This is a genomic window from Bacteroides sp. MSK.20.12, assembly GCF_019052435.1.
GTDB classification, from domain to species: domain Bacteria; phylum Bacteroidota; class Bacteroidia; order Bacteroidales; family Bacteroidaceae; genus Bacteroides; species Bacteroides xylanisolvens.
In genome coordinates this window covers 14,648-37,783 of record NZ_JAHQVH010000008.1, presented here as the reverse complement: position 1 = coordinate 37,783, position 23,136 = coordinate 14,648, and the positions used below count along the sequence as shown (strand labels likewise).

Here is a 23,136-nt window from a genome sequence, read left to right as displayed (position 1 = left end):
ATTTAGTTTACGAATATTACGTTAAGTCTATTTTTTGTAGCGCATAGGCATAAGCACCTCGCATAATAGAGCGGCTGGCACCTTCTTTACTACACAGTACCAAGGTCTGTTTTAATTGATGATAGGTAGTAGTCAAACGAGTACCTGGAATGACAACCTGACTATCAGATAAACTCAAAAAGCGAGCTCTTTCCGATTCATCTTCTCCATTATATACCTCCATGGAAACACATGGAAACTTATTTCCCGAAAAAGTAGTCAGTTGTGTTCTAAGTTCTGTTATCAGAGCAGGCAATATATACTTTGATGCGCCTGCAACCCCACCACCTATAACCACCAGGCCATCCACAACATTCAGCATCGAAGCGACAGCAGCACCTGCCATCATGCCAAGTTCATTAAAACTTGTGATTGCTGCATGACGGTTGCCTTCCTTTATACCTTCAGCAATGTCATAAATATCCTTTGGACTCAATGAGGCAGAGTTTTGTCCGGACAAGTCGCCATACACTCTTTTCACAGCGCGTATACTAACACTTTCTTCGGCAAGCATATCTGGATATTTCTTATTTCTCATAAGCCAGATATCCCCTCCACAACCATTATCTCCGGTCAATAAGACTTTATCTATAACAACTCCTGCGCCGAATCCCGTTCCCAATGTTATACCAATCAAATTTTTATATTCCCTGCTGCAACCAGCTAAAGATAACTCTCTGTTTATCATAGGTAATGCACCCGATAAGGCTTCACCGTAAGCAAACAGATTTCCGTCATTTTCTATAAAAACCGGAATTCTGTATTTATGCTTTAAAAAAGGACCTAATGCAACACCTCCTCTGAATGAAGGAAAATTGGGCAAATCGCCAATAATTCCATTCTTATAATCAGCAGGACCCGGAAAAGCAAAACTTATTGCTACCGGAGGAACTGATATAGCAGCTATTACTCTATCAAACCCCTTTACCAATACTTCCAAACATTCGTCTAAATTATCAGAAACCGCCGGAAGACTTATTGGGCTTATCATTTCATTATTTCCTTGAATGGCAGAAAACACAAAATTTGTTCCTCCTGCATCCAGGGTCAAAACGACCCGTTTATCATATTCATACATATACTATTTTAGGCTTAAAAAGTTCAACTACTAAAATCTGACATACGCCTTGATAGTGACACATTCCTTATTACAGGACTTTCCATAAGGTTTTATTGTATATTCACCCACAGAAGCAGGAATGATAAATGTTTCAGCATAATGCACCACGAAAGGTTCAAAAGCATGAGTAGGACTCTCAACTACGGCCTCTTCTCCCTCCAACAGATTCAGTACATTTACACTATCGTTTGTGTGATGCAACACCGGTGATGAGAAACGGTGGCGACGAGTTTCGATAAATTCATTCGGATGCAGTCCGGTACGTTCTTCCACCCAACCTTCTCCGGAAGCAACTTCCTTAAACTGATTGCGAAGGTGTTCATTCACATATTCCGTATCGCGATTCCAGTTGATAACGCATTTACCACGTTCCACATTGATCGGACGCGGTTTTCCATCCAGTCCCAAGCGTTGCCAGTCCCATAGTTTGAAAGTAAAGAGGTTCGGAGTCGAGCTGATTTCAAGCACCATACTGTTGGCACCGGAACAATGAACAGTTCCTCCCGGAATCAGGAAGTGATCGTGTTTCTTTGTCGGAATCTTATTTACGTACTTTTCTGCGTCAAACACCAGTTCACCTTTTTGTGCTTTACGCAAATCGCCGATCATCGCTTCTTTGTCCACTCCTGTCTTCACTCCCAGATAAACTACGGCATCTTCTTCCGCGTCTACCATGTAGTAACTTTCATCCTGCGTGTAGTACATACCGAAGCTGTCACGGATAAATTGAGTAGTAGGATGCACCTGCAAACTCAAATTACCTCCGCCCATCGTATCCAAAAAGTCGAAACGAATAGGGAAGTCTTTTCCAAAGCGTGCCTCCACCGGTTCACCAAGCAACTCTTTACTTTTCAGTAAAACCAAATCAACCGAAGGCAGTTCAAAGCGCACTCCATTCACTTCAAAATAAAGGCTGTTCTCTTCAGGTACACAGTCAAAGCACCAGCCGAAATTTTCGCGTTCACGATCCAGGTCGCAAACCTCTTTCATCCATTGACCACCCCAGGGAGCCGGATCGAAGAAAGGAACTACCCGGAACGGTGTGTTCACCGTTGCCTCTACCCCTTTAAAGAAAGTATCCTTATCAATCATCTTCGGTGTCCCGGCCACATGGGTGTCAATCCAGAATTCTACCCTGCCAAACAATCTTTCCTTATACCTATCACATACTCTCCAATCGTTGAAATACCCTCTCTTGTATTGCAAAGAAACGGCATCGTTCCGATTGTCTATACCTAAAGCTTTTACCTCATGCCGACGGAAACGTTGTTGGATTTCCCAACGTGCCATATCCGCATAAACCACCATCGCATCCTGCGGAGCAACAACAGAAGCACCCGTACCTATGATTACAATGGCGTCTTTTGCTTCACTGATTTGTTTCCGTGCAGCAGCCACCTTATCCGCATCCAAATAATCTTCCAGCTTCAAATTGGTGACATAGCCGAATAATACATCTTCAGTCATGAAGCGTTCTGTCAACGTTTGAATTTCTTTTTCCGGCTTCATCAAATCACGTACATTCATCACTCTTCCGGAGAATTCTTTTGAAAAAGCATCCAGCACTTCTTCTTCATATACTCCTGTATATAAATCCACAGCCAGCACTTTTCTTGCATCCATTTTCTCTTTTAACATAGAAATGATAATATCCCAACCCTGAACAAGCATCCCCGTCAGCTTCGTAGAAGGAAATTTATCATAATTAGCTTTTCTCATGTTTATAGCGTTTTTAAATTTTATATGTTCATACATACTTTCAATTGTGCAAATATATAGATTTTATTTTTATTCCAAACAAAACTTGGATTATTTTTTGATAAATCTTATATTTGCTGAAAATAAACCAATCAGGATAGATATGAAATTAGATCATAATAGTGATAAACCGCTTCATATTCAGGCAGAAGAGATACTAAGAAGACTCATAGAATCTGAAGAGTACAAAAACGGGAAGCTATTTCCCAACGAGGTCGAATTGTCTGAACAATTGCATATTTCAAGGAACACATTGAGACAAGCTATCAACAAGCTCGTGTTTGAGGGGCTTTTGGTACGCAAGAAAGGCTACGGAACGAAGGTAGTAAAGAAAGGTATCGTAGGCGGAGTAAAAAACTGGCTTAGTTTCTCACAGGAAATGAAGATGTTAGGTATAGAGATTCGCAATTTCGAGCTGCATATCAGTTTAAAGCGTCCAACCGAAGAAATCGGTACGTTCTTTGATTTAGGTTCCAGTCCCGACACTCGCTGTGTAGTGATGGAGCGCGTCAGAGGAAAAAAAGAATATCCGTTTGTTTACTTCATCTCTTATTTCAACCCCAATATTCCACTGACCGGAGAGGAAGATTATACACGCCCCTTATACGAAATGCTGGAAACCCAATATAATATAGTAGTAAAAACCAGCAAGGAGGAGATTTCAGCCAGACTTGCAGGAGAATTTATTGCAGAGAAACTGGAGATAAAATCCAATGACCCTATATTAATAAGGAAAAGATTTGTTTATGATGTGAACGGAGTACCTATTGAATACAACGTCGGATATTACCGGGCGGACAGCTTTACTTATACAATAGAGGCAGAAAGATAAACCTTATGTTCATACATATACAATATAAGGAGGCTATTTTAGAAGTTGAAATCTCTATCTTTCCTTTAAAATAACCTCTTTATATCATCTCTCTTTCCATAATTATGTCCTACCCGTCATTTATTATCGAACTTACCATTAGAGCATCCGGCAAGAATCCGATCCAGACTTTCATCCACAACACCTATCATCTGAAGTTTGGATAATAAATGATAGTAGGAAGTTTTTCCTACTCCTTCTATTCTCAACAGACTTTTTCAACCTCTTCCCGATACGATTTCCAATAAGTCCTTTACCGTTCGAACATCTTGATTATACAAGATATTAGCCAACCGGGTATCAGCTACTTTACAAACAGGCAATTGAAGTATCCACTCCTCCTGCCCAACATTTATATTCTTATTATTGTCTGCCAAAGATAAAAAACGAGCATCGATAGCACGCTTTCGATAAGTAGCCAATATATCTTTCTTCAAATTCAACCCTTTAAGTATAGAGTTATACATTTGCAATGTCTTCCCATAGGTAATTCGATGCCGATCAGCCACTTTCGCTACTGATTCTCCTGTAGAAATTGAATAGAAGATATCGCGGGTAACAGGGTGAAGAATCAATGCTGCCAGTTCACGAATGATTATTTCATATAGAGGTTTACAAGTCTTCTGTGTTCTCAATACATATAGTAGATCATCGTATTTTGAAATGATAAAGTCCCGTTCCAGTTTCTTTTCTTCTACGATTTTAGAAAGGTAACCTGCTTCTAAACCAAGTCTTTTATGAGCTTCCAGATAAGCATCCAAACTCTCATCATCCAAAAACAACTGATCGTTGATTCGGGAACTCGTAATGTATCCAAGATTTGCCCAATTCTTTAGAATAGCTTCTTGAATGTCGCGTCTTTCAGACATCTGTTTTGTTGTGAGCCAATTTGACATAAAAAAACGGAACTAGATTAATAATATCAACTAGTTCCGTACCTTTTATTATAAAAGAGTACGGAGCTGCCACAATCCCGCAAACAGGAGGTAGTAGCGGCTACCTTTCAGACACGGGCAGACAGCCCGTACCCTATGAGAAGTCATAGAAGTACAGGCGTCTCCCGGTGTCTGAAAAAAAATCCGCTACGATTTCCTGTTCACCGAGGAAACGCACAATCGCATACCACAAAGGCATGCTACGTTCCAATGACAAAGGTACAAATACTTTTCGGAAAATAACAAGAGAGAGGCATAAATGTTTAGAATGATGATTGTATAATTAAAGCGTATGTATATAAATAGACAGGCTTCAATTAGTTATCTTATTCAAATAAGAAACCACTCTACAATTAAAGCACCTCTCTCTTGTATAAACTAGCTACTTTTGTAGCACACATCAATTCGTTCCACAAATATGGAACGAAACAATAACAGATGTGGAACTAAAGGGAAACAACTGTGGAACTAAAAGTCAACAGCTGTAGAACGATTTAACAGTAACTATAAAACCACTAAACATTAGTATATGAGTGCAATATATGACTTATTTGAGACTCCTAGTCCAAACAAAGAAGAGAAACAACCGCTACATGCCCGTATTGTCTCCAAAGGAACCGTAGATAAAGAAGAGTTTCTGGATCGTGTCCACAAATTTACCGGTATCAGCAGAAGTTTATTGGCAGGAGCCATGGAAGCCTTTGCCAATGAAGCACGGGATTTACTAGCCGACGGTTGGAATGTAGAAATGGGAAACTTCGGATTCTTCTCTACATCGTTGCAATGTCCGCCGGTTAAAGATAAAAAAGAAATTCGGGCAGCGTCTGTCCAAATGAAAAATATTAATTTCCGCGCAAGTCGTCCATTCAAGAAAGAAGTAGGCGACAAAATGAGGCTGCAACGAGGAGAATCTATCACACGCCCTAAGAAAAATAGTATCTCCCGTGAGACGTGTCGCGACCGCCTCAACACATACTTGGAAAATCACCTATTCATCAGCCGGACAGATTATAGCCATCTGACAGGACGAAATAAAAAAGTGGCTATTGAAGAATTAAATTCCTTTATCACTGACGGAATAATACGGAAAGAAGGGGTTGGAAAGTTGACTGTATATATAAAGGTATAAACTCTTGGAACAAGTAGAATTAAGAGTTACAACAGGATTATTGCTGTTGTAACTCAAGTATGATTTCATCAGTGATGTAGGCATCACTCAATGTTATAAGCGGGTATTGTTTATTAAGAAGCAATGCGTATACCTTACTGTTATAGAACAAGTACAATGCTTTTTCGGGAGAAATATTCAAACGCTCCGCTAATTGCATCACCACACGAGTGTATTTATTCCATACTAATACATCTATCATAAACGTAGTTTATTTTATTGTTATATATTCTTTGAAAGAGAGACACTCGTCAATAAGACGTTGATTGAGAATGCATAACTGATTGTTGGGCTGCTCAAAACGCAAACGTCCTAAAGCTACTTCTTTAGTAATCTGGTTTTCCATAAAATTTTCTATTGTGTCGAAAACCCGATCATTAGCAATACCGCCTTCCACAATGTCGTACTCCAACCATGGCTGTTTTCCTAAACGGCTACTGACAATAAATTCCAACCAATCATTGTTATACCCGTCAAAGTGAAGCCATTTGTATCCGGATGAATTTATCTTTTCAACATCAAGCTCGTATATGTTTACTACAGATGTGCTACCAGGATGGCGTAATGCCATGACAGCTCCCCAACGTTCAGCCTGGGCATAGATATCTGTTACATAGAATCCTTTACCAAAGTCGAGGTTTTCGCGTCCGACACCGACCAAAGGATATTCTACGGCCTGCGTACTACCATGATAGACTTTCATACAAATTCTCCTTTTTCTTTATAGTAGGCTTCCCAGTTTTCAAGAGCTTCTATCAACGTATCGGCTATGTACTCACGACTCTGGGTGTGAAGCATGTCATATCCACTTATCAGGTATTGACGGATAAGATTCAGTTTTTCCAAACGGTTATAGAGAGTAGGAGCCGGAATACCCAACTTCTGGGCGGCACTCTCAATGGCAAAAATCACAAACTCCATGACTTTGCCATCAACAACGGGGGCTGATTGGCTTGAATGTAGCATAGCTATACCTCTATTATCTTAGTGTAATATGTACAAATATAGTGTTTATTCTTGCAACGTTCATCGTTTTTCGGCATATTTTATGATTATCAAGAACATTTGAGTATCGTGAAACTGATTGAAATACTCCCTATTTGGAAATGGCTATTAAAGTAGAAGACATAAGAATCTATAAATCAGAGGCATACAAACAAAATAAATAAAAGTGAATCAAAGTACGTACATCTAGGACCGTTAAAGCACCTCCCCGGAAAGTGCCCATAGTATCTTTGCATCGTGATCACAAAGAGAATTGATAAATAAAGTAACTAATTTAAAAAACAAAAAACTATGGCACTTAGATACGTCATTAAAAAAAGAACATTCGGCTTTGATAAAACTAAAGCTGAAAAGTATGTAGCACAAAATGTAATCACCAATACGGTGGATTTCAGAGATTTGTGCGAGGAAATCACCAAAGTCGGAATGGTCCCCAGTGGAGCGGTAAAATTTGTACTCGATGCTTTGATCGATACATTAAATCTCAACCTTAGAAAAGGCATCTCTGTTCAATTAGGAGATTTCGGATGCTTCCGTCCTGGTATGAATTGCGAAAGTCAGGATACTGAAAAAGAGGTAGATAGCGATACGATACGCAGAGTGAAAATCATTTTCACTCCGGGCTACAAATTCAAAGAGATGCTAAGTAAAGTCAGTGTTCAAAAAGCGGTAGCTTCCGATGATGGTTCCATCAGCCCAGAACAACCGGACCCCAACCCGAATCCAAACCCGGATGACGGCAAAGGAGAAGCACCGGACCCGGCAGCATAAGATTAATCATCAGCCTTTAAAAGCAGGGAAACAGTACCCGCCCACGGGCGGATACTGTTTCCCAAAGTATTCCTGCAAAAGACTTGACAACGCCTTTTTTATTTTGTATCTTTACCACATCTTAAAACATTAAAATATCAACATGAAAGAATTGCCATCAGAAGAGGAAGAAATTCCGTTTCGCATTAAAACTTATAAGAAAAAGGAATTGGCTTGTATGTACAATCCGAACATTACACCCCGTTGCGCCATACGCATATTCACCAAATGGATTAAAATAAATAAAGAACTGCTTCAGTTATTAACTGCCACAGGTTATCATCCGCGTACACGAACGTTTACTCCCCGGCAGGTACAAATCATCACCAGTATTCTGGACATTCCATAAGGATGTCCAGAATACTGGTTTTATCATTACAGCTGTCCTGCCGCTTTTAAATAAGCCACATAATCAATAGAAAAGGATTATTCGCCGATTGCGTACAATATTGATATATAATCGTCCTATTCTTATATTAAAAACGACTACCCAACACTACCTTTGTTACCAACCGATTATTTCAGGAAGATTGCATTAGTTAAACAAGCTGTTTTACTTGGTATACTCCGAAAATAATTCATAAGTTTGTTTTGTATTAAAGGAGTCCATTGTATGTATAAGAAGTATATTCCATTTCTTTTATTATTAATTTCTACTCTTTCGTTTGGACAAAATATACACTTCCAAGCGATCGGAGTAGAAAATGGTATTTCACAACCCACAGTCACGTCTATTTATCAAGATGAATTCGGTATTATCTGGATAGGAACCAAAGATGGTCTGAATCGATACAACGGTACTGATTTCCATATATTCCGCCCGATTGAGAATGATAAAAACAGCTTGTACAATAATAACATAGGCACTATCTGTGGCGATAAAAACGGTCATATTTATATCCGTTGCAAGTATGCTGTAGTAGAATATGATATCAGGAAAAACATTTTCCATACTATCCGTAACAACAATATCCAGGCCATTGACTACGGCAACTCCCGGCTATGGGTTTGTACGAGAGATTCATTGTTTACATACAACCGAAAAGAAGATAAACTAGAGTATTATTACCACCTGGACAGTGTACGCATATCATGCATCACTGAAGATCATGAAGGCAACCTGTATGTAGGAACGATGAATAAAGGCTTGTACATAATAGATAGTAATAAGAAATGGCTTAATTATCTTCCCGAGAAAGATATAACCTGTATTTATGAAGATTCCAAAAAGAATATTTGGGTAGGAACTAAGGATGACGGACTTTTCCGCCTGGACAGAAATGGCGTACAAATCAACTATAAGGACGGACCTTATAAAAACAGACTTTCCAGCAATTATATCCGTTGTATTGTTGAAGACAACCAGGGCAATTATTGGATAGGCACTTTTAAAGGTTTGGACAAACTGGATACCACCAACAATATTACTCATTACAGCGAAGACAACAAGCCTTATAGCCTAAGCAATTCTTCCATCATTTGTATGATGAAAGATCAACAGGGCACTTTCTGGATAGGTACCTACTACGGTGGAATCAATCTATTCAATCCCGATTATGAAATCTATACCTACTATTATCCCGATGAATCACAAAAAGGTAAATTGACATCCCCTTTTGCCGGAAGAATGAAAGAGGACTCCAAAGGTGGTATTTGGATTGCAACAGAAGGCGGAGGAGTGAATTATCTCGATAGAAAGACCAAGAGCTTTATCGAATATAAACACAGTAATCAAAGTAATTCACTTGCATCCAATACAATTCAAGCTTTATATCTGGACGAAAAGAATCAGATACTATGGATAGGAACGTTAAAAGGAGGATTGGATAAGTTAAACTTGAAAACACAAAAGTTTACCAACTACAGACATGTTCCCGGCCAAAAGAATACATTGATTAATGATATAATCCGGAAAATTATTCCATATAAAGGGAACTTGCTGCTGGCTACCCACAACGGCATCGGTTTATTTAATCCGGAAACCGGAGAATGTACCAAACTATTAACGGATAGCAAACTCAACAACAGGCAAATCATTGATATGCATCTCGACAAGCATAACAATTTGTGGTTTTCCTATTATTTGGGACTGGTAAAGTATAATATAGCAACTCATAAACGGGATGAATATTTTGTTCCCAACACTTCCGAAAAAGTTATAGGAAGCAACCTTATAAACGTACTTTTCGAGGATAAAAAAGGGAATATATGGGCTGGTTCTTCCGGAGACGGGATATTTCTATACCAACCTGAAACGAATACATTCAAATCGTTCAACTCACAAAACTCAGATTTGATTAACGATTATATTCTGGATATAAACGAATCTCTTTCCGGTTATCTTTTGATAGCAAGCAATCAGGGCTTTTCACGGTTTGACATGGAAAACGAACGGTTTTATAACTATAACAAACAAAATGGTTTTCCGATGACAGCATTGAATCCTTACGGATTGTTTGTCGCCCATGATAATGAAATATTCCTATCCGGACCTAAGATGATGATCTCTTTCTTCGAAAAAGAACTGAATTCTTATGTTAAACCTTATCAGCTGAACTTTACTTCATTGGAAGTTAACAATAAACTCATACTACCCAATGACGGCTCCGGCATCCTTTCCGAGTCAATCTTATATCAACCGCAAATCACCCTGAACCATAATCACTCCATCATCACAGTTAATTTTTCGTTATCAAACTATGTATCAGTATTAAGAAATCGGATTTACTATAAACTGGAAGGGTTTGATAAAGAATGGATGAGTGCCGGTTATCGCAAAGGAATCACTTACACAAACCTGAATCCGGGTAAATACAAGCTAATAATAAAAAGCTCTGAAGAATACTCCGGAAGGGAAAGTATTTGTAAGGAGATAGATATTGTGATAAAACCACCTTTCTATAAATCGACATGGGCGTACTGCCTTTATGGCATTATAATAATTATTTCTATATACATAATAGTAAGTTTCTATTCTTCCAAACTAAAATTGAGGGCCTCGCTCGAATATGAGAAGAAAGAAAAAAAGCAGATAGAAGAACTGAACCAGTCAAAGCTCCGCTTTTTTACCAATATATCACATGAATTCCGTACTCCGCTTACTCTGATTGTAAGTCAGTTGGAAATGCTAATGGAACGGAATGATATTCAACCGTTAGTATACGGCAAATTAGTAGGCATACATAGAAATACACTACGTATGAAACGTTTAATTACCGAACTTCTTGATTTTAGAAAACAAGAACAGGGATTCGAGAAGTTTAAATACAGCAAGCAGGATATTTATTCGTTTCTGGATGAAATCTATTTGTCCTTCAAAGAATACGCCAGAGGCAAACAGATTATTTTCGAATACTTTAATAAAGATCGTTCGCTGGATGTATGGTTTGATGTAGTGCAACTGGAAAAGGTTATTTATAACTTGTTGTCGAACGCTTTTAAATATACACCTTTGGGAGGTACGGTTTCATTATCGGTACAAGAGTATGAAAACAGCGTTATGATACTTATTTCAGATACGGGAATAGGCATTGCCGAAGAAAATCTGAATAAGATATTCGACCGTTTCTATCAAGTAGACAGTCTGGACAACCAGAAAGGCACAGGCATTGGCCTGGCGCTTGCAAAAAGTATTATTGAAGCGCATAAAGGAAAAATCGGTGCCCGAAGCCGGGAAGGGAAAGGGACGACATTTGTCGTTGAGCTACCTTTGGGAGACAGCCATATTTCGGTTTCACAAAAAGTGGAGACTCCTGATATTGATTCATACTGCATTTCATTACTGAAGATGGATGATGAAAAAATAACGGAAGAGATACCGGAGGATGAAAATTCTGACAGGACAGAAGAACCTTCGAGTAAAATACTGATTGTCGAAGATAACGAAGAATTACGAGAGCTGTTAGTACGTTTATTCTCCAAAGTATACTCGGTTTATGAAGCCCAAGACGGTGAAGAAGGTTTTGAAAAAACCAAAGAAGTGCAACCTGATATTGTGCTTAGTGACATCATGATGCCCAAGATGTCCGGAATAGAAATGTGCCGGATGATAAAAAGTAATTTTGAAACTTCACACATACCTGTCATACTGCTCACAGCACAGACTGCGGAAGAATTTACTATACAAGGGTTAAAAATGGGTGCGGATGACTATATCACTAAACCTTTTAATGTGAAACATTTGTTTATGCGTTGTAATAACCTGGTGAACGGCAGAAAGCTGTTACAGAAAAAATATGCTAAACAAATGGATAACAATGTAGATATTTTGGCAACCAATGGTGCAGACCAGCAATTTATGGAACAATGTGTGAGCTGTATTGAACAGAACATCGATAATCCTAATTTTGATGTGAACATGTTCGCGCAGGCTTTAAACATCGGACGTACCAAGTTATTCCTGAAACTAAAAGGAATAACAGGACAGACGCCGAATGATTTTATTTTAAACGTCAGGTTGAAAAAAGCACAAATGCTGCTTATTCAGTCAGATACTAAGACGATTTCGGAAATAGCTTATGAAGTAGGTTTCAACTCTCCAAGTTATTTCATTAAACGATTCAGAGAACTGTTCGGGATAACACCGGCACAGTTCCAAAAGGGAATCACGGAATAAATTTATAATCTATTTTAATACAATAATAATACTATGAGAACAAAACTATTAGGTGCTTTTTGTCTGTTATTCCCATTATTATCGGTTGCTGCCGATATTCAAAGAATAACTCCTATTACTTCTGACAATAGTGTCAAAATAGAAGTGACTTTATCGGCAGAAGCGGGTGAACATTTATTGCTTGATGCCACCATTATCGGCTCACAGAATAAAGAGAAACTATGCAACTTTTCAAAAGAATATCTCTTTAATCATAAAACCGATACGACAGTTATACTGGCTACAGATCAATTAACTCCGAAGTTATGGAGTCCGGTTTCGCCTGTACTTTATGACCTTACACTAAAAGCAGGAAAGCAGACTTTTCAGAAGAGAATAGGATTCAGAAAATTTGAGATGCATAACGGTGTGTTCTATTTAAACGACAAACCAATCTACCTGCGAGGCAACGCCATAAACCCACCGGAACGTGGCATACCGGAACAACTGGAGCAAAGTAAAGACTTTGCCCGTGACTATGTTCGATATATGAAAAGCCTTCATATCAATATCATTCGTATCCCCGACAACCAAAACTGGATGGATGTATGCGACGAAGAAGGAATGATGATATTCGCCGGTCGGTACGGACGTCCTAAACACGCAACAAAAACAGCTCCTCCAACAGATTTTGAATTATCACTTAAAACCTATAAGGAAATAGATTTAGGTCCGTTTACCTCCCATCCTTCTGTCGTAATTTATATTTTATCCAATGAAATGCCCTACGAAGGAAAGGTAGGTGATTTATACAGGGATTTTCTTACTCGAATGTATCAAGAACTTAAAAAATGGGATAGTACCCGTTTGTATATTTGTAATGCCGGCTATGGTCTAGGGAAATCAGCAGATATCTATGATGTACACAGGTATTGGGGATGGTACTATAACTCTTTCCTCACCTACCTGAATATGCGCGACAAGGCTATGTGGCAAAATCCGGGAAAAGTACAGCCCATTACCTTCACAGAATGTGTGGGTAACTATACTGGTATAGACGGACGCTTTAACCTTTGTTCGAGAACCAAGCAACCCGGTTCTCAAAAGTGCTGGACAGGACATTTGCCTGATGCGGAACAAGCAGAAGCCGCCATGGCCTATCAGGCATTTGTTCTGAAAAATGCGACGGAGTTATTCCGCCGCTTGAGAAGCCAGAATGATTGTCTGGCTGGCACCATGCCTTTCACCATTGTATTTCACCATTGGGACGGAGTAAGTTCTTTTGCCGAGATGAAGCCCAAACCGGTCGCCAGGCAGTATCAGCTTAGCTATCAGCCTATATTATTGAGTTGGGAAAACTGGCAATCACAAGTATATGCAGGAAAGAAGCTATCGGTAGTGGCACACGTAGTGAATGACGATGATTACGGTAATGGATTGAGCAATGCCCGCCTGCATTGGTGGATTGAGCATGAAGGCAAGAAAGTAATATCGGGAGAAAATGAATTCCCGTTTGTCCCTTATTATGGAACCGATAAATTACCTCTCACTATCAATATCCCACAGAATCTACCCACGGGAGATTATCTATTAAAAGGAGAGATTTATTCCAAAGACAAAAAGGTGTCATATAACGAAAGCGAATTATTTATTGCCGGAAAGGATTGGAACAACCCGGCTGATACAGAAACAACAGTTTTTGTATATGACACTACCCCGGAACAACAAACATTAAACTGTTTACAAAGAAAGGGATATTCCGTGAAAACATCATCCTCATTGACAAAACTCCCTATGCACTCCACATTTGTCATTGGTAAAGATTCGTGGGATGATAACCTTGACAGACAAACCGAAGAATTGAAAGCGTATGTTAATAAAGGCGGTCACATTATTTGCCTTGAACAGAATCAAACCACTTTCAACTCATCCTGGTTGCCCGTAAAAGTAAAATTTCTGGAACATAGTAATAACGATCCGGTTTATCTGTCACCGTCTCTGGCATACAAAGATGGCATGAATATCAATCTGGAACGTCCTTATCATCCGATTTTCAGTGGATTGAATCCACGTATGTTCAGGCTATGGGCTGACTATACTTCTTATGATGAATCGAAGAATGGCTTCCCAGCCATCTATCCTGTAAATACGGGTTATGAGCTGCAATCGTCCTCAATAGAGGATGTGGCAATTCTCGCCAACTATAGCCGTGCCCTGGCTGGCACGGCTTTATCCGAGTTGTTTGTGGGGAAAGGTTCTATCCTTTTATCCGGATTTGACTTGATAGACCATTGCGAAGTAGATCCTGTAGCCGACAAACTTCTTTCCAACATAATTCAGTATATGGCTGTCAATAAGAAGCATGAACAGTATGTAGCCGTAAACGATTCCATTATTTGGGGAGACTATGCCTCTGAACAAGGGATAGTTAATGCTCCATGTAACGGTTTGATGGTGAATACGATTCCTATCATTCCAAAAGGACAGGAAGAACTGCCGAAGTATAAAGTGCAGGTTGATGAATATGGATATCAATATGCAGGATCCTATGGAGGCTGGAATTCGAAACCGGGAGTGCAATATGTCACATACGGCAGACGTCCGATGGCTCCATTTACTTTCTCACGTGGAGGTAGCCCCATTGTCGATACATCTTCAACCGTTGGCGAAGGTTACTTTTATCTGGCACTTCCCCGAAAGGCAAAGACGATGGTTACTGTATTGGAGAATCCGGTAGACGAGCCTCTTAACATCAGTCTTTCGGTCACGGATGGAACATGGGAAAAGTATATCATCCACCCCAAACAACAGTTGATTATCAGAACGAATATCTCTCATCTGAAAAACAAGATGAAAGTGACGCTGAAAGGAGACAGACGTACCATATTATTAAAGACTATAATAAAGAAAAAACAAAAGTAACTTCCGTACAATGTTGCTTCTTAAAAGAACGATTTTTATATCTTATCATATACAAAAGCAGGATATTTGCCAATGAATTTATAATCAGGCAAACTATGAAACGCATATTATTTTCTTCCTTTTTATCACTGATAACAATACTATCCTTTGCAACTGACGGATTTACGGTAGCAGATGTCTTTACGGACCACATGGTATTGCAGCGAAATGCCATAATAAAGATATGGGGAAAAGCCCAAAACGGTTCACTGGTTGAGGTCCGGTTTGCAGGGCAGCTTCGGAAAGTAAAAGCCATTCAGGGAAAATGGCAAGTGACATTGAAGACTGGAAAAGCCGGAGGGCCCTATAAATTAGATATTATAAACGGTAATAATAAGGTTAGTTTTCAAGATGTTTTAATAGGTGACGTATGGTTGGCGGGTGGTCAGTCGAACATGGAATTCGCTTTGCGCAGAGTAAAAGATGCTCAAAAAGAGATTAGTTCGGCCGACTATCCACAAATACGTTATTATAAAGTGCCGAGAAAATTCTACCCGGAACATGAAGTGTCCAAAGCATCATGGAGGGTATGTTCGCCGCAGACAGCACCGGAGTTTTCTGCTATCGCTTATTATTTTTCCAGAAACATACATAAAGAGTTGAATATTCCTATCGGTATCATCCAAACTCCGGTAGGAGGAACCACGGTAGAGGCTTGGACAAGCAGGACACTGCTGATGTCGGACAAAGACTTCCGACCGATAGTACAGCATTATGACAGTATAGTGAATTCTTACGGGTCGGACGGGTACGAAAAACTATACAACCGTTATGTTTCAAGTCTGGCAGAGTATAACCAGTTGAACGCGGAACAAAAGAAGTATATAGACAAACCGGTGGAACCTATGGGAAGAAAGAATTTCCATAGACCGATAGGATTATCCGAGACAATGCTAAACACTGTTATTCCTTACACATTGAAAGGTTTCCTCTTTTATCAGGGAGAATCGAACACAGCCCGCGGAGCGCAATACCGCAAATTGTTTCCTGCCATGATAAATGAATGGAGAACTGCTTGGGGGCAGGGAGATATTCCTTTTCTCTTTATTCAGTTACCCAGATTCGAAACGAAAACACGTTATTGGTATGAGCTACGTGAAGCGCAATACCTCACCTCACACCATGTAAAAAATACAGCAATGGTTGTCGCTTTCGATCAGGGTAATCCGAAAGACATTCATCCCATAGTGAAAGACACAGTAGGCTGGCGGTTGTCTCAATTAGCATTAGGAAAAGTTTATGGTAAAAAAGTTGTTTGCCAGGGGCCGGAGTTCAAGAAGATGACGAAAACTGCCGATGGATCTTTGTTACTTGATTTTGCCAATGCCGGTACAGGGCTCGTTAGCAAAGACAATGCAGCAACACTTTCAGGTTTTGCTGTTGCGGGTAAAGATGGTAAATTCTATCCCGCTGAAGCAATCATCGTAGGCAAAAATCAAGTAAAGGTGAAAAATAATCTGGTGACAAATCCCGTAGATGTCCGTTATCTCTGGGTGAATAGTGGCGATATGAACTTATTTAATAAAGAAGGCTTTCCGGCAGTTCCTTTCCGTACAGACAAGTATCGGTTAGTAACAGAAGGCGTATATGTTAATCCGGAACCGAAAATATGCAGAAGCAGCTTATAAGGCTTGTTACTCTGAAGAATAAATACATACCATAAAATACAAAAGATTTATGTACCTAAGAAAATGTTTGGTTTTAGTTTATGGAGCCATGGTTATACCTTTCGTGGGTATATCTGCTGATAATGTGAATGTGGCATTGCACAAACCAGTAATAGCTTCTTCACAACAAAAAGAATTTCCTGCATCCAATGTAACTGACGGAGTTATTTCGCGCAAATCTTCCTGGACAAGTGCCAAAGGCGCTCGTACCCCGCATATTCTGGATCTTAATTTGCAAAAATATTATGATATCGACAGGATAGTTATCTACACGGGAATTCCTGAACCGGAAAAGACGGAACAAGAGAAAGGACAAGCTCCCGGCTTCTGGGCGATGAAGAACTTCAAAATTCAGTATTGGGACGATGCTAACTGGACAGACTTGCCTAATACGGAATGTACGGAGAACCGATTAGATAAAATCGAATTTACATTTACTCCACAGCTTACTACTTTCCAGCTTCGACTAATCTCTACTGATGGGGAACCTGTTACCATCAATGAGTTTGAAGTATATGGCAAAGAAAAGAAAAATATGATTGTTCCTGTTATACAGAATGAATTGCCAGATAAAGTTCATAAAGAATTTCCTAAAGACATGCTTGTAACGGTCAATAAAGATGTGATAGGCAATACCATGAAATACGTAGCTTACAATCAAGGATATTATATGCCCGGCAGCAACATCTCAGGCTGGCTTGAATATTCTAATGTAAACAGTTTACGCGTATGGACATCCATGAATGATTACGTACCCGAAGAGGCAGTAAATTATCAGAAGAACTTGAATACACTAGAAGAGTTTGAAGCGTACAAACATGAATTACGAAGTAGTCCGGAAAAAAATAATTTCATCAAATGGAAACTGATTTTAGAAAGATGCCGTAAGCAACAATTCTCTACCAATTCAATGGTATTTGAATATGCTTTACTTGAATTGAAACGCTTGAACATAGATGTAGTCCTACAGATGAATTCAACAGATTTTGACCATACATGGAGCAATAAATGGAAACAATGGCAACGCTTTTATGCCTTGGCATTTTATGCAGCCAAAACGGGTGACGTGACAATGTTCGCCATGCAAAACGAACCTAATCACCGACATTCCGGTCCGATGAAAATCACGCAATATGTAGATGCCATGAAAATTGTGTCAGATGCTATATATTGTGCAATACAGGATGTAAACAAACTCTATGGAAAGCATCTGAAATCACGTTTTGTAAGTCCTGTCACGGCAGGCTCCAACGCTAACTGGTGGGCGGAAGTTGTGAAAAGCCTGCGCATCGATTATCGGGGATTACCTTCTGACAGAGACTTGCTGGACATATTCTCAACACACTCTTATAATCTTCCGGCAGCAGGATATGTATCCAAGGTTTCAGACATACGGAAGATCATAGTAGATAATCATCCTTTAAAACGCTCTCTTCCGATAGTGTATACTGAAACCGGGCGTTGGATGAATGCCTATCTCATTGACAAATACGAGACGATGGACTCCCCTTCCCTATTTACCGAATGGGCAGGTGAATACACCAACAATACTCTTAATCAGGGGTATGGTATGTGGGCCTTCAAATTTGCCAACACAACCAGCAACACCTATCCGCGTGGCATTAAATCGGGACATCATTTTATTTGGCAAGGCAAGAGAATCGTAGAAGATGCTTACAACAACGTAGCATTGGGGAAGAAAGTCATTGATTTGACTTCTTCACATCCTGCACAAGTGAAAGTGATCACCGACGGCAACAAGACTGATGCCTCCATGTGGACATCTGTGAATACAGACGAAAAGAAATGTCTCGAAATAGACTTGGGAAAGAGTTATTCTTTGGGTGCGGCCGTGGTTTATACCGGCTCGGAATACGGAGTCTACACAGGTCCGGACCGCGTGAAGAATTTCCGGTTGCAATATTGGGAGGGCACCGGTTGGAAAGATATTGAAGAAACTATTGAAAGCAATGCTCGCTATACGCAATCTTTCTTTCTATTTAAGACTCCTGTGACAAGTTCAAGAATTCGTTTTATTGCTACCGATAAGGGCAGTATCAAGGTGAGGGAGATAAAATTGTTCGATGAAGAATCAGTAAAAAACATCCCGGAATCTTATGATATAAGTGGTATTCAGCGGACGGGCCAGGTAGTCCGGCTTTTTGCAAAAGGTTTTAAGGACGAACGACCACTATTGGAAACAGTGAAATCAGTCCCCGATAATGAGGTAGATGCATTAACCTCTTACAACCCGAAAGAAATGCGATATTATATATGGCTTGTACAACGTAAACTCTCGCCAAACACACTGACTTTGGATTTAAAATCATTAAACCTCCCCACCGGTACAAAGGTATTTGCCGAAGAAGTAAGTGCGGATGTCTATGGCGAAGTGGTGTGGTCAAAAGAAATTTCTGAAAACGGACAACTATCGTTCGAACTACCGGCTCAAAGTGTGATGCTTCTTACTATCCCCGCTTGCCAAAGTACACCCTACACTTTGACTGCTACAGCAGATGCTACTATAAAAAGTGGCAGTAATAGCGAAAAGAACTTTGGCAAAATAAAAAAGATGAGTGTAGAAATGAACGCTTCACAGATTAATCACAATCAGGTCAGCTACATCAAATTCGACTTGTCCAAAATAGATAATATAAATGCGGCACTACTGCAAATTTATGGTAATTCGTCGGACAAGTATTCATATCGTTTCCATGTCTATGCCTTAGACAACTGCGATTGGAATGAAGTGTCCTTAAATTGGAATAACGCTCCTAATCTGGATAGGGAACAGATGCGTATAACCCAAGTAGGGAACACCGCACATGTAGCAGGAGAAATCGTAGTCGATAAAAATGCTTCATATCATCAGCTCGATGTTACTAAACTGATACGTAAGTGTAAGCAGAAAGAGATCACTTTCGTACTGATAAGAGAGCTCCGGCAATTGGGCGATGATTCGGACAATGGTAAAAGTTGCTATTTGGATACGAAAGAATCTAATCACAAGCCGATATTATCGATTTGGTAACATAAACCAGGTAACCGTATGATTTTACTCTCTTTTCGTACAATCCTCTTATATTATATTTCTTTTTTTGAAGACTTTTGTTCAGCTTATTCAATAATTAAATCTTATGTATAAATGAAAAACAATCAATTAAAACTAATCTTGCCGGCTATTTTCCTAATGATTATGGTAGGCATACATGCGCAAAATGTACGAGTGACAGGTGTTGTGTCTGACGCACAAAGCCCATTGATTGGAGTGAATGTCCATGTGAAAGGAGGTACCACCGGTGTGATTACCGATATGAATGGAAAATATTCTATTGAGGTACCTTCTAATGCCACACTTGTATTCTCCTATATAGGTTATGCAGATCAAGAGCATAAAGTAGGTAACCGGAAAGTTATCGATGTAACCATGTCCGAAGACTCTAAATTACTGGAAGAAATCGTGGTAGTGGGTTACGGTTATCAAAAGAAAAGCGATATCGCTACTTCCGTTGCTTCCGTCAAGACCGATGAGATGAAAAGTTTCCCGGCAGGGAATGTGGGAGATATGCTCCGTGGACGTGTGGCGGGAGTTAATGTAACAAGTTCATCAGGCAGACCCGGATCTGCTCCTACCATCACCATCCGTGGAAACCGTTCTATCAGTGCACAAAACACGCCATTGTATGTTATTGACGGTTCAGTATCAAGTAGTGAAGAATTCAGTACCTTAAGTGCGGAAAGCATTGAGTCTATCGAAATTCTGAAAGATGCAGCTTCTCAAGCCATTTATGGTGCACGGGCCAGCGACGGTGTAATTCTTGTAACAACCAAACGTGGTATGCAAGGTAAAATGGAAGTGAATTATAACGGTTATGTAGGTATTCAGTCTTTATGGCGGAACTTCGATTTTTATTCTCCACAAGAATATATGATGCTTCGAAGAGAAGCAATGGCAAACGATAAAGGCATAATTGACGCCCGCGAAATCTCTGTTGCAGAGGCTTTGAGCGACGAAATAATGAGTGAAGTCTGGGCGAACGGAGAGTTTGTCAACTGGGAAGATCTGATGTTGAAGAATGCTCTTTACCAGAACCATGATTTAACCGTACGTGGCGGAACTGACAAACTCCGTGTTTCAGCCGGCCTCAATTACTTTGATCAAGACGGTATGGTAACGACCGGCTCGGGATATAAAAAAGCTGCTTTCCGCCTAAATGTAGACTATAAAGTGAACAAATGGGCTAGTTTCGGAGTGAATACTTCCTACGCATTATCCAAAAGTGAACGTGAAGATGGAAATTTTACGGAGTTCATTACCCGTACTCCGCTGGCTAAAGTATATAATGCAGATGGTAGTTATACTAAATATATCGACACTGCCAACGATGTTAACCCACTTTACAGAGCACAGAATTATGCACGCGAAATAACGAATAACAGCTACCGTGTCAATATCTTCCTGGAATTGAAACCTTTCAAAGGATTTAATTATCGTTTAAATACTTCTTTCTATAACAGACAGCAGGAAGATGGAGAAGTGAAAGGTGTCAATTATCCCGGTGGAGGAGCAACTGCCAAACTAACCAATAACGAACAGAGAAATTATCTGATAGAAAACATCTTCACTTATGAGGTTCCGATAAAAAAACAACAGCATAAACTGACGCTTACTGCCGTACAGTCAGTAGACCATTCTCAAACGAAAGGACTGGGATATGCCACCAGTGACTTACCTGTAGACATGGATTGGGATTTTATATCCAACGGCCAATTTTCCGGCACACCTACGAGAACATTCTCTGAAAATAACTTGGTATCTTTCATGGGACGTGCTTCTTACATCTTTATGGATAGATACATTATGAATGTAGCTATCAGACGAGATGGATCAAGCCGTTTCGGCAAGAACAACAAATGGGGTACATTCCCTTCTGTCGCCCTGGCATGGCGTGCAAACGAAGAAAGTTTCCTGCGTAATGTGTCATGGATCGATAATTTAAAACTTCGTTTGAGTTATGGTATTGTAGGTAACCAAAATGGAATTGGCAACTATACAACACTTGGGTTAACTGATCAAGAACGCTATGAATTCGGTGACAACTCATACATGGGTTATCTTCCCGGAAAAGAGCTTTCAAACCCTAATTTAAAGTGGGAACAATCACGCACAGCCAATATAGGTCTTGATTTTGGCTTCTTCAACAATCGTTTGTCAGGTACAATTGAATACTATAATACCCGAACGACAGACTTGATCGTTAAGCGTGAAATAAACTCCGTCTTAGGATATGAACAGATGCTTGATAATTTGGGAGAAACCAAATCACATGGTATTGATATCAGTATCAACGGCGACGTCTTCCGTACAAAGAATTTCACATGGAGTTTAGGAGCTAATTTCAGTCAGTATGCTAATGAAATAGTAAAGATTGACAATCAGGTCGATGAAAACGGTAAACCGTTGAGCCAACCGGGTAATAGTTGGTTTGTAGGTAAACCTATACATGTTTATTATGACTATTTACCGGACGGTATCTATCAGTATGAAGATTTCGATATCAAACGAAATGCTTATGGCAAATTGGAATATACATTGAAACCGACAATTGATACCGATGGCGATGGTATAGCTGATAAAGCCTTGACACGCGAAGATAATGTTGTTCCGGGATCTGTAAAGATAAAAGATGTAAATGGCGATGGAAAAATAAATGCAGATGACCGTACACCTATCTCCAGAGATCCGGACTTCACACTCTCCCTAAATACAACTCTCAAATGGAAAGGTTTTGATTTCTATATGGATTGGTATGGTGTGTCCGGTCGTAAAATCAGAAATGGCTATCTCTCCGAATCCAATAGTGGTGGTTCTTTACAGGGAAAACTAAACGGCGTGAAGGTAAATTACTGGACTCCATTCAACCCTTCAAACGAATTTCCACGACCTAGTCATAACACAAATGTCACTTATCATGGTTCCCTGGCAATTCAGGATGCTTCTTATATCCGCTTACGAACCTTGCAACTGGGATATACTTTCCCGACAACCTGGATAAAGAAACTCCAGCTACAGAAATTAAGAGTATATGCTACAGCAACTAATCTTCTGACATTTACAGACTTTTTGTCTTATAGTCCGGAGTTGACACCGGGTGCATATCCTGAATCAAAACAGTATGTATTTGGAATTAATGTTTCATTCTAATAA

At 39.7% G+C, this 23,136-nt stretch carries 14 protein-coding genes and 1 pseudogene; 9 read left to right on the top strand and 6 right to left on the bottom strand.

The genetic code is table 11. The features are described 5' to 3' along the window. Window positions 1-16: 16 nt before the first annotated feature. Both KTR06_RS06260 and KTR06_RS06255 read right to left on the bottom strand, forming a co-directional pair. Entirely contained in the window at window positions 17-1,117 is a 1,101-nt protein-coding gene (locus KTR06_RS06260; protein ID WP_120069489.1) for an ROK family protein, read from the bottom strand. 30 nt (window positions 1,118-1,147) lie between these two features. After that, the gene (locus KTR06_RS06255; RefSeq protein WP_120069519.1) at window positions 1,148-2,878 is read right to left on the bottom strand and encodes a class I mannose-6-phosphate isomerase; all 1,731 of its coding nucleotides are present in this window, start codon (window positions 2,876-2,878) and stop codon (window positions 1,148-1,150) included. 142 nt (window positions 2,879-3,020) lie between these two features. Between KTR06_RS06255 and KTR06_RS06250 the strand changes: the two genes are divergently transcribed. Continuing rightward, a complete protein-coding gene (locus KTR06_RS06250) occupies window positions 3,021-3,749 on the top strand; it encodes a GntR family transcriptional regulator (protein ID WP_008024915.1) in 729 nt (242 codons plus the stop codon). Between the two features lie 116 nt (window positions 3,750-3,865). Here KTR06_RS06250 and KTR06_RS24465 read toward each other — a convergent pair. Further along, a pseudogene (locus tag KTR06_RS24465) lies at window positions 3,866-4,657 on the bottom strand (hypothetical protein). Window positions 4,658-5,252: 595 nt separating this feature from the next. Between KTR06_RS24465 and KTR06_RS06240 the strand changes: the two are divergent. Beyond that, entirely contained in the window at window positions 5,253-5,852 is a 600-nt protein-coding gene (locus tag KTR06_RS06240) for a DsbA family protein (protein WP_015531404.1), read from the top strand. A gap of 37 nt (window positions 5,853-5,889) precedes the next feature. On the opposite strand, the gene KTR06_RS06235 is transcribed toward KTR06_RS06240, so the two are convergent. The 3 genes from KTR06_RS06235 to KTR06_RS06225 are packed head-to-tail and all read right to left on the bottom strand — an operon-like array spanning window position 5,890 to window position 6,857. Then, window positions 5,890-6,093 carry a DUF3791 domain-containing protein gene (locus tag KTR06_RS06235; protein ID WP_049702082.1) on the bottom strand — a complete coding sequence of 68 codons (204 nt, stop codon included), beginning with the start codon at window positions 6,091-6,093 and terminating at the stop codon, window positions 5,890-5,892. A gap of 9 nt (window positions 6,094-6,102) precedes the next feature. Next, window positions 6,103-6,594, bottom strand: coding sequence for a DUF3990 domain-containing protein (locus KTR06_RS06230; RefSeq protein ID WP_115484963.1), 492 nt, complete (start codon window positions 6,592-6,594; stop codon window positions 6,103-6,105). Beyond that, window positions 6,591-6,857 (bottom strand): DUF3791 domain-containing protein, encoded by a 267-nt coding sequence (locus KTR06_RS06225; RefSeq protein ID WP_217290075.1) that lies wholly within the window; start codon window positions 6,855-6,857, stop codon window positions 6,591-6,593. Before KTR06_RS06225 ends, KTR06_RS06230 begins: the two co-directional genes overlap by 4 nt. A 330-nt stretch (window positions 6,858-7,187) precedes the next feature. On the opposite strand from KTR06_RS06225, the gene KTR06_RS06220 reads away from it, so the two are divergent. The 7 genes from KTR06_RS06220 (at window position 7,188) to KTR06_RS06190 (ending at window position 23,133) form a co-directional block, all read left to right on the top strand. Beyond that, window positions 7,188-7,667 (top strand): HU family DNA-binding protein, encoded by a 480-nt coding sequence (locus tag KTR06_RS06220; RefSeq protein WP_004313515.1) that lies wholly within the window; start codon window positions 7,188-7,190, stop codon window positions 7,665-7,667. A gap of 142 nt (window positions 7,668-7,809) precedes the next feature. After that, window positions 7,810-8,055, top strand: a complete 246-nt coding sequence (locus KTR06_RS06215) for a DUF4248 domain-containing protein (protein WP_004313513.1) — start codon at window positions 7,810-7,812, stop codon at window positions 8,053-8,055. 264 nt (window positions 8,056-8,319) lie between these two features. Then, window positions 8,320-12,321, top strand: a complete 4,002-nt coding sequence (locus KTR06_RS06210) for a two-component regulator propeller domain-containing protein (protein ID WP_117809960.1) — start codon at window positions 8,320-8,322, stop codon at window positions 12,319-12,321. A gap of 33 nt (window positions 12,322-12,354) precedes the next feature. Then, window positions 12,355-15,222 (top strand): glycoside hydrolase family 2 TIM barrel-domain containing protein, encoded by a 2,868-nt coding sequence (locus tag KTR06_RS06205; protein WP_217290074.1) that lies wholly within the window; start codon window positions 12,355-12,357, stop codon window positions 15,220-15,222. A gap of 95 nt (window positions 15,223-15,317) precedes the next feature. Next, window positions 15,318-16,889 carry a sialate O-acetylesterase gene (locus KTR06_RS06200; RefSeq protein WP_217290073.1) on the top strand — a complete coding sequence of 524 codons (1,572 nt, stop codon included), beginning with the start codon at window positions 15,318-15,320 and terminating at the stop codon, window positions 16,887-16,889. Between the two features lie 49 nt (window positions 16,890-16,938). Beyond that, a complete protein-coding gene (locus tag KTR06_RS06195; protein WP_117809954.1) occupies window positions 16,939-19,959 on the top strand; it encodes a DNRLRE domain-containing protein in 3,021 nt (1,006 codons plus the stop codon). Window positions 19,960-20,073: 114 nt separating this feature from the next. Further along, on the top strand, window positions 20,074-23,133 hold the full coding sequence (locus KTR06_RS06190) for a TonB-dependent receptor (RefSeq protein WP_117809952.1): 3,060 nt from the start codon (window positions 20,074-20,076) through the stop codon (window positions 23,131-23,133). The last annotated feature ends 3 nt before the right edge of the window (window positions 23,134-23,136 follow it).

Coding starts and splice junctions, on each gene's coding strand:
- KTR06_RS06260 (WP_120069489.1), bottom strand. CDS start 1,117: ATGTATGAATATGATAAACGGGTCGTTTTGACCCTGGATGCAGGAGGA.
- KTR06_RS06255 (WP_120069519.1), bottom strand. CDS start 2,878: ATGAGAAAAGCTAATTATGATAAATTTCCTTCTACGAAGCTGACGGGG.
- KTR06_RS06250 (WP_008024915.1), top strand. CDS start 3,021: ATGAAATTAGATCATAATAGTGATAAACCGCTTCATATTCAGGCAGAA.
- KTR06_RS06240 (WP_015531404.1), top strand. CDS start 5,253: ATGAGTGCAATATATGACTTATTTGAGACTCCTAGTCCAAACAAAGAA.
- KTR06_RS06235 (WP_049702082.1), bottom strand. CDS start 6,093: ATGATAGATGTATTAGTATGGAATAAATACACTCGTGTGGTGATGCAA.
- KTR06_RS06230 (WP_115484963.1), bottom strand. CDS start 6,594: ATGAAAGTCTATCATGGTAGTACGCAGGCCGTAGAATATCCTTTGGTC.
- KTR06_RS06225 (WP_217290075.1), bottom strand. CDS start 6,857: ATGCTACATTCAAGCCAATCAGCCCCCGTTGTTGATGGCAAAGTCATG.
- KTR06_RS06220 (WP_004313515.1), top strand. CDS start 7,188: ATGGCACTTAGATACGTCATTAAAAAAAGAACATTCGGCTTTGATAAA.
- KTR06_RS06215 (WP_004313513.1), top strand. CDS start 7,810: ATGAAAGAATTGCCATCAGAAGAGGAAGAAATTCCGTTTCGCATTAAA.
- KTR06_RS06210 (WP_117809960.1), top strand. CDS start 8,320: ATGTATAAGAAGTATATTCCATTTCTTTTATTATTAATTTCTACTCTT.
- KTR06_RS06205 (WP_217290074.1), top strand. CDS start 12,355: ATGAGAACAAAACTATTAGGTGCTTTTTGTCTGTTATTCCCATTATTA.
- KTR06_RS06200 (WP_217290073.1), top strand. CDS start 15,318: ATGAAACGCATATTATTTTCTTCCTTTTTATCACTGATAACAATACTA.
- KTR06_RS06195 (WP_117809954.1), top strand. CDS start 16,939: ATGTACCTAAGAAAATGTTTGGTTTTAGTTTATGGAGCCATGGTTATA.
- KTR06_RS06190 (WP_117809952.1), top strand. CDS start 20,074: ATGAAAAACAATCAATTAAAACTAATCTTGCCGGCTATTTTCCTAATG.